Here is a 16,076-nt window from a genome sequence, read left to right on the forward strand (position 1 = left end):
ATTTTTCTCCTGGCATTTATGGGTGTCCATGTAGGCCGGATAAGGCGCTCGCGCCGCCATCCGGCATTGATTGCCTGATGGCGACGCTAAAGCGTCTTATCAGGCCTACAGGTTGCGTCGTTCTAGCGGTATTGCTTGAGTACCGCACGACCCAACGTCAGGATCTGCATTTCGTCAGAACCACCAGAAACACGGTCAACGCGCAGGTCGCGCCAGAAGCGCGTGATGCGATGGTTGCCCGCGATACCTACTCCGCCCAACACCTGCATGGCGGTATCGACCACTTCAAACGCGGCATTGGCGCAGAAGTATTTGCACATTGCCGCATCGCCTGAAGTAATGGTGCCGTTATCCGCTTTCCATGCGGCTTCCAGCAGCATGTTTTTCATGGAATTCAGTTTGATCGCCATGTGCGCGAACTTCTCCTGAATCAGCTGGAAACGGCCGATAGTTTCGCCAAACTGTACGCGCTGATTGGCGTAGCGTGCCGCATCTTCAAAAGCGCACATTGCCGTACCGTAGTTGGTCAGCGCGACGAGGAAGCGTTCATGGTCAAACTCTTCTTTCACGCGGTTGAAGCCATTACCTTCCCGACCGAACATGTCTTTCTCGTCCAGTTCAACGTCGTCAAAGGTGATTTCACAGCAGCTGTCCATGCGCAGACCGAGTTTCTCCAGCTTGTTGACCTTGATACCCGCTTTGCTCATGTCAACGAACCACTCGGTGTAAACAGGTTTATCCGGCGATGCGCCATCCCTCGCCATCACCACGATGTACGGGGTATAGGCGCTGCTGGTGATAAAGCACTTACTGCCATTAAGATAAACCTTACCATTTTTGCGTGTATAAGTGGTTTTCAGGCTACCAACATCCGATCCCGCTCCCGGTTCGGTGATAGCAGAGTTCCACATCTGCTTACCGGTACCCTGGAACGCCATGATTTTATCAATTTGCTCCTGGGTCCCTTCACGCAGGAACGTGTTAAAACCGCCCGGCAACTGGTACAGCACGTAGGTTGGTGCGCCCAGGCGTCCGAGCTCCATCCAGACGGCGGCGACGGTGACAAAACCCGCTTCCAGTCCACCGTGTTCTTCCGGAATCAACAGGCTATCAATGCCCATATCCGCCAGCGCTTTTACAAAGCGCTCAGGGTAGACGCTGTCGCGATCGCACTCGGCAAAATAAGCTTCCCAGTTCTCACTGGCCATCAGTTCACGAATACCAGCGACAAACAGTTCCTGCTCGTCATTTAAGTTGAAATCCATCTTTCAGCCTCTTGATCAATTGGGTTAATAAGAATTACTTGTCTTTCCAGTGCACTTTGGCGTCTTTAATAAAGGACAGCGTCACCATGATGTTGACGAAGAACAGCGGACATCCTCCGGCGATAATCGCGGTCTGTATCGGCTTCAGCCCGCCCAGCGCCAACAGAACGATACCGATGATGCCGACCAGAATGGACCAGCCGATACGCACTAACAGCGGCGGTTCTTCGCCGTCGCGAACTTCGCGACAGGTGGACATCGCCAGGGTGTAAGAGCAGGCGTTAATCAGCGTTACGGTGGCAATGAAGCAGAGGATGAAGAAGCCCCACATGGTGGCGGTGCTGAGCGGCAAGGCGGCCCAGGTTTCGATAATGGCGCGCGCCACGCCGTGTTGTTCAATCAACTGCGGAATGTTGAGGATGTTTTTATCCATCAGCAGCAGCGTGTTACTGCCAAGGACAGTCCACAGGATCCAGGTAGACGCGGTCAGGCCCAGTACCATCCCGAAGCACAGTTCACGTACGGTACGACCCCGAGAAATACGGGCCAGGAAGATACTCATCTGGATGGCGTAAATAACCCACCACGCCCAGTAGAAGACGGTCCAGCCCTGCGGGAAACCGCCTTTGCCGATGGCATCGGTGTAGAACAGCATGCGCGGCAGATACATCAGCAGCATGCCGACCGAGTCGGTGAAGTAGTTCATGATGAAGCTGGCGCCGCTGACGATAAACACCCAGCCCAGCATCAGGAAGCTCAGGTAGCTACGCACGTCGCTGGCGATTTTGACTCCCTTTTGCAGCCCACAGGCCACGCAAATAGCGTTCAATATGATCCAGCAGGTAATGATGATGGCGTCGAGTTGCAGCGTATGCGGAATACCGAACAGCCATTGCATACACTCGGTGACCAGCGGCGTCGCCAGACCGAGGCTGGTACCCATCGCAAAGATCAGCGCCACCAGGTAGAAGTTATCGACGATGGTACCGAACAGCCCTTTCGCATGCTTTTCGCCCACCAGCGGCACCAGCGTGGAGCTGGGGCGGATGACGTCCATCTTGCGCACAAAGAAGAAGTAGGCGAAGGCTACGGAGAGGAAGCTATAGGTTGCCCACGGCAGAGGTCCCCAGTGGAACAGGCTGTACGCCAGGCCCAGTTCCTTTGCGCCCGTGGAGTTAGGGGCGAGGGCAAACGGCGGGGTGGAGATGTAGTAGTAGATCTCGATGGAACCCCAGAACAGCACCGCGGCGGATGTACAGGAAGCGAACATCATAAAAATCCAGCTGGCGGTACTAAACTCGGGTTTTTCGTCGCCGAGTTTCTTTTTCGAATACGGCCCAAAAACCAACCAAAACCAGCCGAAAAGCATGACGACCATATACCATTCAAATGCCCAACCCCAGACGTTGGTGACATAACTGAATACCGCATTAATAACGACGTTAGCCGCGTCCAGATCTCTTACTGTTAGCCAACAAAGTATTCCGACAATTATTAATGGCGGAAAAAAAACCTTCGGTTCAATTCCCGATTTTCTCTTTTCATTTTTCATAAGTGAATTCCAGTGTGAAAACGAAATTTATTTAGCGTACCCGTGCATGATCGTTTGTTTATTTATTATTAATGATTTGTTGATAACTTTTTAACCTCTGGGAGCGCCTCAGTGAGTAACTCATAATGGGTATTCATTTCCGGCTATTCCGTTATCGCGGTCACACTTTTTTATGCTGGCTATTTTGTTGGTGTTTTCTTGTTTTTTCTTTATTAATTATATGCTTAGTGTTGATTTTTTAACTTTTTTAAGTGACCGGCGTTCAATATTGTTGAACCAGTAAACAATATTGAAAATTTTCGTGTTTGACATGATTCTTTCAATATTAGTGAGGCATGTAACACTATTGAAAGTTACGAATTTCAATGTGTGACATTTTCAATATTGGTGATTAATGTTTTATTTCCGAATTAAAGAGCGTGATATCTGTATTTAACACCGCCGATATAAATACGTTTCCTTCATGATTTCTGGAGATGCAATGAAGATAATTACTTGCTACAAATGCGTACCTGATGAACAGGATATTGTGATTAATAATGCTGATGGTTCTCTCGATTTCAGCAAAGCAGATGGCAAAATCAGCCAATACGATCTGAATGCGATCGAAACGGCCTGTCAGTTGAAACAACAGGCAGGAGAGGCCCAGGTTGTCGCCATGAGCGTTGGCGGCAAAGCGCTGACTAATGCAAAAGGGCGCAAAGATGTGCTCTCCCGTGGCCCGGATGAACTGATTGTTGTTATCGACGATCAATTCGAGCAGGCGCTGCCGCAACAAACGGCCAGCGCGCTGGCTGCCGCCGCGAAAAAGTCAGGTTTCGATCTGCTTATTTGCGGTGACGGTTCTTCCGATCTTTATGCTCAGCAGGTTGGTCTGCTGGTGGGCGAAGCGCTGAACGTTCCGGCGATTAACGGCGTGAGTAAAATCCTCTCTCTTACCGACAGCACGTTGACGGTAGAGCGTGAACTGGAAGATGAAGTTGAAACGCTAAGCATCCCGCTCCCGGCGGTGATCGCAGTTTCTACGGATATCAACACCCCACAAATCCCTTCTATGAAAGCCATCCTTGGCGCAGCGAAAAAACCGGTTCAGGTCTGGTCGCCTGCAGACATTGGGTTGAACAGCGCGCAGGCGTATTCCGAACAACAGGTTGCTGCGCCGAAGCAGCGCGAGCGTCAGCGCGTTGTCATTGAAGGCGACGGTGAAGAACAGATTGCCGCGTTTGTCGAGAATCTTCGCAAAATCATTTAATTATCAGGGGATGTTATGAACAAATTTTCCAGTATCTGGGTATTCAGCGATACCCCTTCTCGTCTGCCGGAACTGATGAATGGTGCGCAGGCTTTAGGTGAAAAAGTTAACACGTTTGTGCTCAGCGATGAGGACGGCGCGACGGCATGCCATTTAGGCGCGGAACATGTCTGGCTGCTCAGCGGCAAACCCGAAGACCGTATGGTTGAAGACTACGCCGATGTGATGGCCGAGACCATTCGTCAGCACAGCGAGGACGGCGCGGTGCTGCTGCCGAATACGCGTCGGGGCAAGCTGCTAGCGGCAAAGCTGGGCTTTCGCTTGTCGGCTGCGGTCTCAAATGACGCCAGCGCAGTTGCAGTGCAGGACGGAAAAGCGGCGGTCAAACATATGGTCTACGGCGGCCTGGCGATGGGAGCAGAAACAATCGCCTCACCGTTTGCCGTGATCACGCTCAGCAGCGGAACATTTGATGCGCAGCAACCGGATACCGCCCGCAGCGGCGAGGTGCACACCGTGCAGTGGCAGGCTCCGGCCATTGCCGTGACGCGTACAGCCACTCAGGCGCGTCAGAGCAACAGCGTCGATCTCGACAAAGCCCGTCTGGTGGTCAGCGTGGGGCGCGGTATCGGCAGTAAAGAAAATATCTCGCTGGCAGAAGCGCTGTGCCAGACGATTGGCGCTGAGCTGGCATGTTCCCGCCCGGTGGCGGAAAACGAGAAGTGGATGGAGCATGAACGCTACGTCGGCATCTCCAACCTGATGCTTAAGCCTGAACTGTATCTGGCCGTGGGGATCTCCGGGCAGATCCAACATATGGTCGGCGCTAACGGCGCACAGACGATTTTCGCCATCAACAAAGACAAAAATGCGCCGATTTTCCAGTATGCAGATTATGGCATCGTTGGCGATGCGCTGAAGATCCTGCCTGCGCTGACGGCTGCCTTAGCGCGTTAAACCATTCGGGCAGGATGCGAAGGTATCCTGCCGCTGACAGGAGTACGTATGTCCGAAGATATCTTTGATGCCATCATCGTGGGTGCAGGTCTGGCGGGTTCGGTTGCGGCGCTGGTGCTGGCTCGGGAAGGCGCACAGGTGCTGGTTATCGAGCGCGGCAATTCTGCTGGCGCGAAGAATGTCACCGGTGGGCGCATGTATGCGCATAGCCTGGAGCGCATCATTCCCGGTTTTGCTGAGCAAGCTCCCATTGAACGCATCATCACCCACGAAAAACTCGCCTTTATGACCGACAAAGGGGCGATGACCATCGATTACTGCAATGGTGAAGAGGCCGCATCGTCGCAAGTTTCTTATTCCGTCTTACGCAGTAAATTTGACGCCTGGCTGATGGAGCAGGCCGAAGAGGCGGGCGCTCAGCTCATCACCGGTATTCGCGTGGATAACGTTGTGCAGCGCGAGGGTAAAGTCGTGGGCGTGGAAGCCGACGGCGATATTCTGGAAGCTAAAGTGGTGATCCTCGCCGACGGGGTGAATTCTCTGCTGGCTGAAAAGCTGGGTATGGCAAAGCGCGTGGAGGCATCGCATGTTGCCGTCGGCGTAAAAGAGCTGATCGAACTGCCAAAATCGGTAATTGAAGATCGTTTCCAGTTACAGGGGAACGAAGGCGCAGCCTGCCTGTTTGCCGGTTCGCCAACCGATGGATTGATGGGCGGTGGCTTTCTTTATACGAATGAAACGACCCTTTCTCTGGGACTGGTCTGCGGCCTTCATCATCTGAAAGACGCGAAAAAATCGGTCCCGCAAATGCTGGAAGATTTCAAACAGCATCCGGCAGTAGCCCCGCTGATCGCTGGTGGCAAGCTGGTGGAATATGCCGCGCATGTTGTTCCGGAAGCCGGTATCAATATGCAGCCAGAACTGGTGGGTGACGGCGTCCTGATTGCCGGTGATGCTGCCGGAATGTGTATGAACCTCGGCTTTACCATCCGCGGTATGGATCTCGCCATATCCGCAGGCGAAGCGGCGGCGAAAACAGTGCTCTCCGCAATGAAGCGCGATGATTTTAGCAAGCAGTCGTTGGGCGAATATCGTCAGCATCTCGACGAGGGTCCGATGCGCGATATGCGCATGTATCAGAAGCTTCCCGCTTTCCTTGATAACCCACGCATGTTTACCGCCTATCCTGAAATGGCGGTCAGTATCGCGCGCGACCTGTTCACCGTGGATGGTTCCGCTCCGGTGCCAATGCGCAAAAAAATCCTGCGCCATGCGAAGAAAGTGGGCTTCATCAACCTGATGAAAGATGGCCTGAAAGGAGTGACCGTATTATGACATCTCCCGTCAATGTGGACGTCAAACTGGGCGTCAATAAGTTCAATGTGGATGAAGACAGCCCGCATATCATTCTCAAAACCGAACCTGATAAACAGGCGCTGGAAGTGCTGATTAAGGCCTGTCCGGCTGGACTGTATAAAAAGCAGGACGACGGCAGTGTGCGTTTTGATTACGCCGGGTGCCTGGAGTGCGGAACGTGCCGCATTCTCGGACTTGATACCGCGCTGGAAAAGTGGGAATACCCGCGCGGAACCTTTGGCGTGGAATTTCGCTACGGCTAATAAGTACGAGGTTGTGCCCCCGTAGGCCGGATAAGATGCGGTAGCATCGCCATCCGGCAATCATGTGGCGCCAATGCCGGATGGCGGCGTAAACGCCTTATCCGGCCTACAGATGACGCTTTGCCCGTGTTGAAACAGGAAGTCGCTATGCAGCAGCCCAGGAACTTTGATGACATCAAATTTACCTCTATTCACCGCCGGATAATGCTGTGGGGAAGCGGTGGGCCGTTTCTGGATGGTTATGTGCTGGTGATGATTGGCGTGGCGCTGGAACAGCTCACGCCAGCATTGAAACTGGACGCACAGTGGATTGGTCTGCTGGGCGCTGGCACGCTCGCCGGTCTGTTTGTGGGGACGTCGCTGTTTGGCTACATTTCCGATAAGGTCGGGCGGCGCAAAATGTTCATCATCGATATTATCGCCATTGGCGTGATATCGGCGGCAACAATGTTTGTCTCCTCGCCCGTTGAGCTGTTGGTGATGCGCGTGCTAATCGGCATTGTGATTGGTGCTGATTACCCGATCGCTACCTCGATGATTACCGAGTTCTCCAATACCCGCCAGCGCGCTTTTTCCATCGGTTTTATCGCCGCGATGTGGTATGTCGGCGCCACCTGTGCCGACCTGGTCGGTTACTGTTTGTATGATGTTGAGGGTGGATGGCGCTGGATGTTGGGCAGCGCGGTGATCCCTTGCATTTTGATCCTGATTGGACGTTTCGATCTTCCTGAATCCCCGCGCTGGCTGCTGCGTAAAGGGCGGGTGAAAGAGTGCGAGGAGATGATGATCAAACTGTTCGGCGAACCGGTGGTGTTCGACGAAGAAGCGCCGCAGGAGACGCGCTTCTTACAGCTGTTTAATCGCCGTCATTTCCCGTTTGTCCTGTTTGTCGCCGTTATCTGGACCTGTCAGGTGATCCCGATGTTCGCCATCTATACCTTCGGTCCGCAGATTGTTGGGCTGCTGGGGCTTGGTGCCGGGAAAAGCGCCGCGTTGGGCAATGTGGTGATAAGCCTGTGCTTTATGTTGGGGTGCATTCCTCCCATGTTCTGGCTCAATAGCGCGGGCCGCCGACCGCTGTTGATTGGCAGCTTTATTATGATGACGCTGGCGCTGGCCGTGCTGGGGTTAATCCCTGATATGGGGGCGTGGCTGGTGGTGCTGGCGTTTGCCGTATACGCGTTTTTCTCGGGGGGACCAGGAAACCTGCAGTGGCTATACCCGAACGAACTGTTTCCTACCGATATTCGCGCGTCTGCCGTCGGGGTGATAATGTCGTTAAGCCGCATCGGCACTATTGTTTCAACCTGGGCCCTGCCGGTATTCATTAGCAAATACGGCATCAGTAATGTCATGCTGATGGGGGCGGGAATTTCGCTGATTGGCCTGCTGGTGTCGATTGCTTTCGCGCCGGAAACGCGGGGGCTGACGCTGGCGCAAACCAGTCAAATGACGATTCGCAGTAAGCCCGTGACCAGGACAGGCTATTAGGAGTGTTCTGTATTTTTCCTGCAACTCAGTCAGTTAGCCTACAGTTAATTGGGTATTTTACTGAAAACAACTGAAAAGCAGGGAGAACACCATGCAAAAACATATCCTGATCACGTCTATTTTTACCGCAGCAGCACTGTTTACCGTAGCCGGTTGTTCCTCAAACCAGGCGGTTAAAACCACCGATGGCAAAACCATCGTCACTGACGGCAAACCGCAAGTCGATGATGATACCGGCCTGGTATCGTACAAAAATGCGCAAACGGGTAAGACGGAGCAGATTAACCGCGACCAGGTTAAAGATATGAGCGAGCTGGACAACTAACTCAGATTTTTCCATTTATCTACTCAATAATATTGACTGTTAGCCTGTGGATTAACTGACTAAACTCACTGTTATTACAATAATGCAGTGAAACAGGCTAATCATGATCCTCATCATTTATGCGCATCCCTATCCGCAGCACTCGCATGCGAATAAGCGGATGCTTGAACAGGCAAGGACGCTGGAGGGCGTGGAGATCCGCTCGCTCTACCAGCTCTACCCCGACTTCAATATCGATATTGCCGCTGAACAGGATGCGCTGTCGCGCGCTGATTTGATCATCTGGCAGCATCCGATGCAGTGGTATAGCACACCTCCGTTACTCAAGCTGTGGATGGATAAGGTCCTTTCGCACGGTTGGGCGTACGGTCACGGTGGAACTGCGCTCCACGGCAAGCATTTGCTATGGGCAGTGACCACCGGCGGCGGTGAAAACCACTTTGATATTGGCTCCCATCCTGGATTTGATGTGCTCTCCCAGCCCTTACAGGCAACGGCGCTTTATTGTGGCCTCAAATGGCTGCCGCCGTTTGCGATGCACTGTACGTTTATCTGCGATGATGAAACCCTGCAGGCGCAGGCGCGTCATTACAAACAACGTCTGCTGGAGTGGCAGGAGGTTCATCATGGATAGCCATACGCTGATACAGGCGCTGATTTATCTCGGCTCGGCGGCACTGATTGTCCCCATCGCCGTGCGGCTGGGGCTGGGGTCGGTGCTGGGGTATCTTATCGCCGGATGTATTATCGGACCCTGGGGTCTGAGGCTGGTGACGGACGCCGAATCAATCCTGCATTTTGCGGAGATCGGCGTGGTGCTGATGCTGTTTGTTATCGGCCTGGAGCTGGATCCGCAACGTTTGTGGAAACTGAGAGCCTCGGTGTTCGGCGGCGGCGCGCTGCAGATGGTGGTTTGCGGTGGTCTGATTGGTTTGTTCTGTATGTTCCTTGGCCTGCGCTGGCAGGTAGCGGAACTGATCGGCATGACGCTGGCACTTTCCTCCACGGCCATCGCTATGCAGGCGATGAATGAACGTAACCTGATGGTGTCGCAACTGGGGCGTAGCGCATTTGCTGTGCTGCTGTTCCAGGATATCGCCGCTATTCCACTGGTCGCGATGATCCCATTACTGGCGGCGAGCGGCGCATCAACAACGCTTGGGGCGTTTGCATTGTCTGCCCTTAAGGTGGCGGGCGCGCTGGTATTGGTGGTAGTGTTGGGGCGTTATGTGACACGTCCGGCCTTACGTTTTGTCGCCCGCTCGGGCCTGCGGGAAGTATTCAGTGCCGTTGCGCTGTTCCTCGTGTTTGGCTTCGGTCTGCTGTTGGAAGAGGTTGGACTGTCGATGGCGATGGGGGCATTCCTGGCCGGTGTGCTGCTGGCGAGCTCTGAGTATCGCCACGCGCTGGAAAGCGATATTGAGCCGTTTAAAGGGTTGTTGCTGGGACTGTTCTTTATCGGTGTGGGGATGTCTATCGACTTTGGTACGCTGATTGATAATCCCTTGCGTATTATCATCCTGCTGGTCGGTTTCCTGGTTATCAAAACCGTCATGCTGTGGCTGATAGCGAAACCCTTACAGGTACCGAACAAGCAGCGCAGATGGTTTGCCGTATTATTAGGGCAGGGAAGTGAGTTTGCTTTCGTGGTGTTTGGCGCGGCGCAAATGGCAAACGTGCTTGACCCTGACTGGGCGAAATCTCTCACGCTGGCGGTGGCGCTGTCGATGGCGGCCACGCCGATTTTACTGGTGATTTTGACGCGTCTGGAAAAATCGGCGACCGGTGAAGAGCGGGAGGCCGATGAAATTGACGAGGAACAGCCGCGGGTGATCATCGCCGGGTTCGGGCGTTTTGGCCAGATAACCGGTCGTCTGTTGCTGTCGAGTGGGGTCAAAATGGTGGTTCTTGACCATGACCCGGACCATATCGAAACGCTGCGTAAATTCGGCATGAAGGTATTCTATGGCGATGCGACCCGGATGGATCTGCTCGAGTCTGCCGGGGCGGCTAAAGCCGAAGTCATTATTAACGCTATTGACGATCCGCAAACCAGCCTGCAACTGACCGAAATGGTGAAGGAGCATTTCCCGCATCTGCAAATTATTGCCCGTGCGCGCGACGTGGATCATTACATCCGGCTGCGCCAGGCGGGCGTGGATATGCCGGAACGTGAAACCTTTGAAGGCGCACTGAAGACCGGACGCCTGGCACTGGAAGGGCTCGGGCTTGGCCGCTATGAAGCGCGAGAGCGGGCCGACGTATTCCGCCGCTTCAATACGCTGATGGTTGAGGAGATGGTGAAAGGGGAAAATGACGCGACTTCCCGCGCGGCGGTTTATAAACGCACCAGCGCAATGCTGAGTGAAATTATTGCGGAAGATCGTCAGCACTTATCGTTGATTCAACGCCATGGCTGGCAAGGCACGGATGAAGGTAAGCATACGGGCGACGTCGCCGATGAGCCGGAAGTGAAACCGTCAGCATAGGGTAAAAAATGTGATGTTCTGCAAACTTTACTGCTAATTGGCTGTTTTTGAACTACTGTAATGCTGGCGTACCACCTTAAATAGGTCGGTTCGCCAGCAGAACGGAAAATTTTCATGCTCATCCTCTTTCCGCCAGTCGACGAAAGATTGCGCTTTCCGTATAGTGGCGACAATTTTTTTGTATCCGGGAAACATTCAATGATCAGTCTGATTGCGGCGTTAGCGGTAGATCGCGTCATCGGTATGGAAAACGCCATGCCGTGGAACCTACCTGCCGATCTCGCCTGGTTTAAACGTAATACCTTAAATAAGCCGGTTGTCATGGGACGCCACACCTGGGAATCCATCGGGCGACCGTTGCCTGGGCGTAAAAATATCGTCATCAGCAGCAAGCCAGGCACCGACGATCGCGTGCAGTGGGTGAAGTCTGTTGATGAAGCGATTGCGGCCTGCGGCGATGAACCTGAAATTATGGTGATTGGCGGTGGACGTGTGTATGAGCAGTTCCTGCCGAAAGCGCAGAAACTGTATCTGACGCACATCGATGCGGAAGTTGAAGGGGATACGCATTTCCCGGACTACGAACCGGATGACTGGGAATCGGTGTTCAGTGAATTCCACGATGCCGACGCGCAAAACTCCCACAGCTATTGCTTCGAGATTCTGGAGCGTCGTTAATTTGGGTGCCTGATGGCAGATTCGTAGGCCGGATAAGGTGCGAGCACCGCATCCGGCAGACGACTATCAGGCGTTGACCGCCTCGCCGGGATCCAGATTCAAATGGCGATTTGATGGCTGCACGAAGTACTGTTTGTCTTCCCAGCGCAGACAGGTGAGATCGCCTCCCCAGCAACACCCCGTATCCAGCGCGTAAATACCTTCTGGCGTGCCTTTGCCCTCCAGCGATGCCCAGTGCCCGAAAGCAATGCTATAGGCTTCACTGACTGGGCCTGGAATGGCAAACCACGGCTTCAGCGGGGCTGGCGCATCTTCTGGCGACTCTTTGCTGTACATATCCAACTGACCATTGGGAAAGCAGTAACGCATGCGGGTAAACGCATTGGTAATAAAACGCAGGCGGGCCAGACCGGTCAGTTCCGGGGTCCAGTTGTTTGGCATGTCGCCATACATCGCATCCAGGAAGAAGGGATACGAATCGCTCGACAATACGGCTTCAACATCGCGAGCACAGTCCTTCGCCGTCTGCAGGTCCCACTGTGGGGTAATCCCTGCGTGCGCCATCACCAGTTTCTTCTCTTCATCTACCTGCAACAGTGGCTGGCGGCGGAGCCAGTTAAGCAATGCATCAGCATCCGGTGCTTCAAGCAGCGGCGTAAGCCGATCTTTTGGTTTATTCCGACTGATGCCGGCAAACACGGCCAGCAGGTGTAAATCGTGATTGCCGAGGACTAACCGTACGCTGTCGCCCAGCGATTTAACGTAGCGTAAAACGTCTAACGACCCTGGCCCACGGGCGACCAGATCGCCGGTGAGCCATAAGGTGTCTTGTTCTGGATTAAAGTCTACCTGGTGCAGCAAGGCTACCAGTTCATCGTAACAACCGTGAACGTCGCCAATGAGGTATGTTGCCATAGCTATTGTTTTAATGAATGAGTGTAGGAACGGCGAGTCGGAACACGGGAATGTCGATGGTAAAGGCGATTCCTTGCTCATCAATCATTTCGTAATGACCCTGCATGGTGCCCAGCGGCGTTTCAATCACTGCACCGCTGGTGTACTGGTACTCTTCGCCAGGTTCGATGTGGGGCTGAACGCCAACCACACCTTCGCCCTGAACTTCGGTTTCGCGACCATGACCATTGGTGATCAGCCAATAACGCCCCAACAGCTGCACAGGCGCTCGCCCCAAATTGCGGATAGTCACGGTATAAGCAAAAACGTAACGTTCATCATCAGGTGAGGATTGCGCCTCAATGTAGACGCTTTGTACCTGAATGCACACTCGGGGCGAATTGATCATGTTTAACTCTCCTTCGATGGCGCGTTTTCTGACAGATAGTTAGCCATCCGGCAGTATTGCGCGACAGAGATATTTTCCGCTCGCATCGCCGGATCAATGCCCAGCTCTGTCAGTACTTCAACGCTAAACAGGTTACCGAGGCTGTTACGCACCGTTTTACGGCGCTGATTAAACGCTTCGGTGGTAATACGGCTCAGCACACGGACATCTTTAACCGGGTACGGCATTGTCGCGTGAGGGACCAGACGCACGACGGCGGAATCGACTTTAGGCGCAGGCGTAAATGCAGATGGCGGCACTTCAAGTACCGGGATCACATTGCAGTAATACTGCGCCATGACGCTTAATCGACCATACGCTTTACTGTTTGGCCCTGCAACCAGACGATTGACCACCTCTTTTTGCAACATGAAATGCATGTCGGCAATGGCATCAGTATAGGTAAAAAGATGGAACATCAGCGGCGTGGAGATGTTGTACGGCAGGTTGCCGAATACGCGCAGCGGCTGACCCATCGTTTGTGCCAGTTCGCCAAAGTTCATGGTCATGGCATCTTGCTGATAAATCGTCAGCTTTGGCCCTAAAAACGGGTGTGTTTGCAGGCGCGCGGCGAGATCGCGGTCCAGCTCAATGACCGTGAGCTTGTCCAGGCGTTCGCCAACGGGTTCGGTCAATGCTGCCAGGCCCGGGCCGATTTCGACCATAGCCTGACCTTTCTGCGGGTTGATAGCAGAGACAATACTTTCGATCACAAATTGATCGTTGAGGAAGTTTTGCCCGAAACGTTTACGGGCTAAGTGGCCCTGATGGACTCGATTATTCATTAGTATTAACAATCATTTTGATGGCGAGATTAAGCGCCGTAATAAAACTGCCGACATCTGCTTGCCCACGACCCGCAAGTTCAAGTGCGGTGCCGTGATCGACGGATGTGCGAATAAAGGGCAGGCCCAGCGTGATATTCACACCGCGACCAAATCCCTGGTATTTTAGCACGGGGAGACCCTGATCGTGGTACATTGCCAGCACGGCATCCGCGTGGTCGAGATATTTGGGCTGAAACAGCGTATCTGCGGGCAGCGGACCGTTTAATTTCATCCCTTGCGCACGCAGTTCATCGAGTACCGGAATGAGGGTGTCTATCTCTTCCGTTCCCATATGACCGCCTTCACCGGCATGCGGGTTTAGACCGCACACCAGGATATGCGGATCGGCAATGCCGAATTTGGTGCGCAAATCATGATGCAAAATGCCGATCACTTCCTGAAGCAGGGCGGGCGTAATGGCGTCGGCAACGGCTCTGAGCGGCAAATGCGTGGTTGCCAGGGCAACGCGCAGCTCTTCCGTCGCCAGCATCATGACGACTTTCTTTGCCTGTGAGCGCTCTTCAAAAAACTCGGTATGCCCGGTAAACGGGACGCCTGCGTCATTGATTACACCCTTGTGAACCGGACCGGTGATCAGCGCCGCAAACTCACCTTGCAGACAACCATCGCAGGCGCGAGCCAGCGTATCCACTACATATTGCCCGTTCTCTACCGCCAACTGACCCGCGACAACAGGTGCCCGCAGCGCAATCGGTAACAGCGTCAATGTGCCTGCTGATTGCGGTTTGGCTGGGATATCTGGAGAGTATGGGAGGAGTGAAAGCGGTAAACCGAGCATCGCTGCCCGGTCACTGAGGAGTGCTGCATCCGCACAGACAACGAGTTCTACAGGCCACTTGCGCTGGGCGAGCTGAACCACCAGGTCCGGGCCAATCCCGGCGGGTTCGCCGGGAGTGATAACAACGCGTTGAGTACGAGTCATTAGTTGCTCAGAACTTTAACGTAGGCGCTGGCGCGCTGTTCCTGCATCCAGGTTGCTGCTTCTTCCGAGAATTTACGGTTCATCAGCATACGGTAAGCTCTGTCTTTCTGCGCCGCGTCAGTTTTATCAACGTTACGCGTGTCCAGCAGTTCGATCAAATGCCAACCGAAAGAGGAGTGCACCGGGGCGCTCATCTGGCCTTTATTAAGTTTGGTCAGCGCATCGCGGAAAGCAGGGTCAAAAATATCCGCTGCAGCCCAGCCCAGATCGCCGCCCTGGTTAGCAGAACCGGGATCCTGAGAAAACTCTTTAGCCGCTGCCGCGAAGGTAGTTTTACCGCTCTTAATATCTGCCGCGATTTGTTCCAGCTTCAGACGCGCCTGTTGATCGGTCATGATCGGCGACGGCTTAAGCAGAATGTGGCGGGCGTGAACTTCAGTCACGGAGATGCTCTGGCTTTGGCCACGCATGTCGTTCACTTTCAGGATGTGGAAGCCGACACCTGAACGAATTGGGCCGATGATATCGCCTTTTTTCGCGGTACTTAACGCCTGGGCGAAGATACCCGGCAGCTCCTGAATACGTCCCCAACCCATCTGGCCGCCTTTCAGCGCCTGTTGGTCGGCTGAATAAGTGATGGCCAGTTTGCCGAAATCGCTACCGTTACGCGCTTCATCAACAACCGAGCGCGCCTGGCTTTCAGCCGCGTTAACCTGGTCGGAGGTTGGGTTTTCCGGTAATGGGATCAGAATGTGGCTCAGGTTCAGCTCGGTGCTGGCATCGTTCTGGTTGCCGACCTGCTGTGCCAGGGCATCCACTTCCTGAGGCAGGATAGTGACGCGACGGCGAACTTCGTTGTTACGCACTTCAGAGATGGTCATCTCTTTGCGGATCTGGCTACGATAGGTCGAATAACTTAAGCCATCCTGTGCCAGACGGCTGCGCATCTGATCCAGCGTCATGTTGTTCTGCTTGGCGATATTGGCGATAGCCTGATCCAACTGCTCGTCAGAGATTTTCACACCCATCTTCTGACCCATCTGCAGGAGGATTTGATCCATGATCAAACGTTCCAGGATCTGATGACGCAGCGTGGCATCGTCCGGTAACTGCTGACCAGCCTGACCTGCATTAAGTTTTACTGACTGCATTAAGCCATCGACGTCGCTTTCCAGAACGACGCCGTTATTGACGACGGCTGCGACTTTATCGACTACCTGTGGGGCAGCGAAACTGGTATTCGCGATCATGGCGATACCGAGAAGCAGCGTTTTCCAGTTCTTCATACTTTTTCCATTTCAATTAACCGCAATGCGGATTACGTTGTAAATCAATC

The 16,076-nt window shown here is 53.7% G+C and carries 16 protein-coding genes; 9 read left to right on the forward strand and 7 right to left on the reverse strand.

What is annotated here, in order from left to right; translation table 11 throughout:
* Nucleotides 1-122 precede the first annotated feature (122 nt).
* Both caiA and caiT read right to left on the reverse strand, forming a co-directional pair.
* A complete protein-coding gene (gene caiA / locus LA337_03070; GenBank protein ID UBI16691.1) occupies nt 123-1,265 on the reverse strand; it encodes a crotonobetainyl-CoA dehydrogenase in 1,143 nt (380 codons plus the stop codon).
* A 34-nt stretch (nt 1,266-1,299) separates the two neighbouring features.
* A complete protein-coding gene (gene caiT / locus LA337_03075) occupies nt 1,300-2,817 on the reverse strand; it encodes an L-carnitine/gamma-butyrobetaine antiport BCCT transporter (protein UBI16692.1) in 1,518 nt (505 codons plus the stop codon).
* Nucleotides 2,818-3,298: 481 nt separating this feature from the next.
* Here caiT and LA337_03080 point away from each other — a divergent pair, with 481 nt between their 5' ends.
* The 9 genes from LA337_03080 to folA all read left to right on the forward strand — a co-directional run bounded on the left by LA337_03080 (nt 3,299) and on the right by folA (nt 11,628).
* Entirely contained in the window at nt 3,299-4,069 is a 771-nt protein-coding gene (locus LA337_03080; GenBank protein ID UBI16693.1) for an electron transfer flavoprotein FixA, read from the forward strand.
* Between the two features lie 15 nt (nt 4,070-4,084).
* Nucleotides 4,085-5,026 carry an electron transfer flavoprotein subunit alpha/FixB family protein gene (locus LA337_03085; protein UBI16694.1) on the forward strand — a complete coding sequence of 314 codons (942 nt, stop codon included), beginning with the start codon at nt 4,085-4,087 and terminating at the stop codon, nt 5,024-5,026.
* A gap of 48 nt (nt 5,027-5,074) precedes the next feature.
* Nucleotides 5,075-6,361 (forward strand): FAD-dependent oxidoreductase, encoded by a 1,287-nt coding sequence (locus LA337_03090; GenBank protein UBI16695.1) that lies wholly within the window; start codon nt 5,075-5,077, stop codon nt 6,359-6,361.
* Entirely contained in the window at nt 6,358-6,645 is a 288-nt protein-coding gene (fixX, locus tag LA337_03095) for a ferredoxin-like protein FixX (protein UBI16696.1), read from the forward strand. The genes LA337_03090 and fixX overlap by 4 nt, the downstream gene beginning before the upstream one ends.
* Before the next feature lie 147 nt (nt 6,646-6,792).
* Nucleotides 6,793-8,136 (forward strand): MFS transporter, encoded by a 1,344-nt coding sequence (locus LA337_03100; protein ID UBI16697.1) that lies wholly within the window; start codon nt 6,793-6,795, stop codon nt 8,134-8,136.
* A gap of 91 nt (nt 8,137-8,227) precedes the next feature.
* Nucleotides 8,228-8,461 carry a YgdI/YgdR family lipoprotein gene (locus LA337_03105; protein ID UBI16698.1) on the forward strand — a complete coding sequence of 78 codons (234 nt, stop codon included), beginning with the start codon at nt 8,228-8,230 and terminating at the stop codon, nt 8,459-8,461.
* A 103-nt stretch (nt 8,462-8,564) separates the two neighbouring features.
* Nucleotides 8,565-9,095, forward strand: coding sequence for a glutathione-regulated potassium-efflux system oxidoreductase KefF (gene kefF, locus LA337_03110; GenBank protein UBI16699.1), 531 nt, complete (start codon nt 8,565-8,567; stop codon nt 9,093-9,095).
* A complete protein-coding gene (gene kefC, locus LA337_03115; protein UBI16700.1) occupies nt 9,088-10,950 on the forward strand; it encodes a glutathione-regulated potassium-efflux system protein KefC in 1,863 nt (620 codons plus the stop codon). Before kefF ends, kefC begins: the two co-directional genes overlap by 8 nt.
* Nucleotides 10,951-11,148: 198 nt before the next feature.
* Complete coding sequence (gene folA / locus LA337_03120; GenBank protein UBI16701.1) at nt 11,149-11,628, forward strand: type 3 dihydrofolate reductase; 480 nt, start codon at nt 11,149-11,151, stop codon at nt 11,626-11,628.
* Between the two features lie 66 nt (nt 11,629-11,694).
* Here the strand turns inward: folA and apaH are convergent, their stop codons facing one another.
* Genes apaH through surA form a run of 5 tightly spaced genes read right to left on the reverse strand, consistent with a single transcriptional unit; the run spans nt 11,695 to nt 16,026 of the window.
* On the reverse strand, nt 11,695-12,543 hold the full coding sequence (apaH, locus tag LA337_03125; protein UBI16702.1) for a bis(5'-nucleosyl)-tetraphosphatase (symmetrical) ApaH: 849 nt from the start codon (nt 12,541-12,543) through the stop codon (nt 11,695-11,697).
* A gap of 10 nt (nt 12,544-12,553) precedes the next feature.
* Complete coding sequence (gene apaG / locus LA337_03130) at nt 12,554-12,931, reverse strand: Co2+/Mg2+ efflux protein ApaG (protein ID UBI16703.1); 378 nt, start codon at nt 12,929-12,931, stop codon at nt 12,554-12,556.
* Between the two features lie 2 nt (nt 12,932-12,933).
* The gene (gene rsmA / locus LA337_03135) at nt 12,934-13,755 is read right to left on the reverse strand and encodes a 16S rRNA (adenine(1518)-N(6)/adenine(1519)-N(6))-dimethyltransferase RsmA (protein ID UBI16704.1); all 822 of its coding nucleotides are present in this window, start codon (nt 13,753-13,755) and stop codon (nt 12,934-12,936) included.
* Nucleotides 13,748-14,740, reverse strand: coding sequence for a 4-hydroxythreonine-4-phosphate dehydrogenase PdxA (gene pdxA, locus LA337_03140; protein UBI16705.1), 993 nt, complete (start codon nt 14,738-14,740; stop codon nt 13,748-13,750). The genes rsmA and pdxA overlap by 8 nt, the downstream gene beginning before the upstream one ends.
* Nucleotides 14,740-16,026 carry a peptidylprolyl isomerase SurA gene (gene surA, locus LA337_03145; GenBank protein UBI16706.1) on the reverse strand — a complete coding sequence of 429 codons (1,287 nt, stop codon included), beginning with the start codon at nt 16,024-16,026 and terminating at the stop codon, nt 14,740-14,742. Before surA ends, pdxA begins: the two co-directional genes overlap by 1 nt.
* Nucleotides 16,027-16,076: the final 50 nt, after the last annotated feature.

The organism is Citrobacter europaeus (assembly GCA_020099315.1).
Classification (GTDB): domain Bacteria; phylum Pseudomonadota; class Gammaproteobacteria; order Enterobacterales; family Enterobacteriaceae; genus Citrobacter; species Citrobacter europaeus.